Source organism: Burkholderia sp. Ac-20379 (assembly GCF_017104645.1).
Classification (GTDB): domain Bacteria; phylum Pseudomonadota; class Gammaproteobacteria; order Burkholderiales; family Burkholderiaceae; genus Burkholderia.
On record NZ_JAAGPF010000614.1, the window covers coordinates 1 to 1632 of the forward strand.

Annotated in this window: 1 protein-coding gene; it reads left to right on the forward strand. The window is 73.5% G+C overall.

The window, feature by feature from the left end; all coding sequences use genetic code 11:
- On the forward strand, positions 1 to 1632 hold a 1632-nt coding region (locus G3N92_RS33260; RefSeq protein WP_206131748.1), incomplete at both ends, for a polyketide synthase dehydratase domain-containing protein.

The window sequence follows — 1632 nt, forward strand, 5'->3', positions numbered from 1 at the left end:
TTCGACGCCGCCACGCTCGCGGCGCGCTGGGTGGCGGGCGCCGCGCTCGACTGGGCGCGGCTGTATGGCGAGCCGCGGTTGCGCGCGCCGCGCCGCGTCGCGTTGCCGACCTATCCGTTTGCCTCGAAACGCTTCTGGCTGCCGCAGGCTGAGGCCGGCGCTGCTGCTGCGTCTGGTGCAGCCGCTGTCTCTGCCGCTGCCGTTGCTGCTGTCTCTGGCGCTGTTTCAGGCGCTGCCGTTGCCTCTGCTGCTGCTTCTGCCGCCGCTGCCGCCGCCACCTCTGTTGCCGCAACGCCCGCGTCCCAGGCCGCACCCGGCCTGAGCCTGCGCGAGATCGGCCCGAATCGTTATGCGCGCGCGCTCGATGCGAGCGCGTTCTACCTCGATCACCATCGCGTCGGCGGCCAGCCGATCCTGCCCGGCGTCGCCTACCTGGAGCTGATCCGGGCGGCCGTTCAGCGCGCCGGCATGGGCGCGCTGCCGATCCGGCACGTGGTCTGGCTCAAGCCGATGGTGGTGACGGGGCAGGCCACCGTCGAAGTCGAGATCATCGACGACGGCGGCGGCTGGCCGCGCGCCGAGGTTCACTGCGTGGACGCGTCCGGCGTGCGTCAGTTGCACGCCCAGGCGCGCCTCGCCACCGATGGGGCGGCACCGGCCGCCAATGCGCATGAGCATGCGCGTTTCGATGCCGCCCGTGCGCGCCGCTACGATGCGCAGCACGTCTACACGCTGTTTTCGGCGATGGGGATCGAATACGGCCCGGGCCACCGGGCGATCGAAAACCTGGCGCTGGACATCGACGAGCAGGGCGCCAAGCGCGTGCTGGCGCAGTTGCGCCTGCCCGCCGACATCGCGGCCAGCGAGGCCGCGTTCGTGCTGCATCCGAGCCTGATGGACGGCGCGTTCCAGGCCGCGCTCGGCATGGCGCTCGACGCGAGCGGCGCAGCGCCCGCCGAGGCGGCGTTGCCGTTCGCGCTCGATTCGGTCGAGATTCTCGCGCCGTGCAGCGCCGAGATGCGGGTGTCGATCGTCGAATCGCGCGATGCGCCGGCGAACCCGCGCGTGCGCACGCTCGACCTCGAGCTGCGCGACGCCGCGGATACCGTGTGCGTGCGCATGCATGGCTTCGCCACGCGCGTCAGGCCGTCGGACGACGCGCCGACGCAATTGCTGTTGCCCGCCTGGCGTCCGGTCCCGGCCGACGATCTCGCGCCCGCGCAGGCCGACGACGCGATGCGCGTCGATCCGGCACGCTTCGACGAACGCCGCGTGCTGCTGTGCGATGTCGCGGGCGTGTCGGCGGCGGCGCTGGAGGCCCGCTTGCCGGGTTGGGGATGCGGCGCGCTGGCGGCCTCGTCCGCGGCACCCGAGCAGCGCTACGGCGATGCGGTCGAGCGTCTGCTTGCCGAAGTGCAGCGGCTTGCCCGCCAGGCGCCGCGCACGGCCTTGCTGCAGGTGGTGGTGCCGGCCGGCGGCGAGGCCCTGTTGGCAGGCCTGAGCGGCCTGCTCGACAGCGCGGCGCGCGAAGTGCCGGCGCTGTGCTGCCAGTACCTCGGCTGCGAGCCGGGCTGCACGGCGGACGAACTGGCCGCGCTGCTGCGGCGCGCGGCGAGCCAGCCGCGCCTGTCG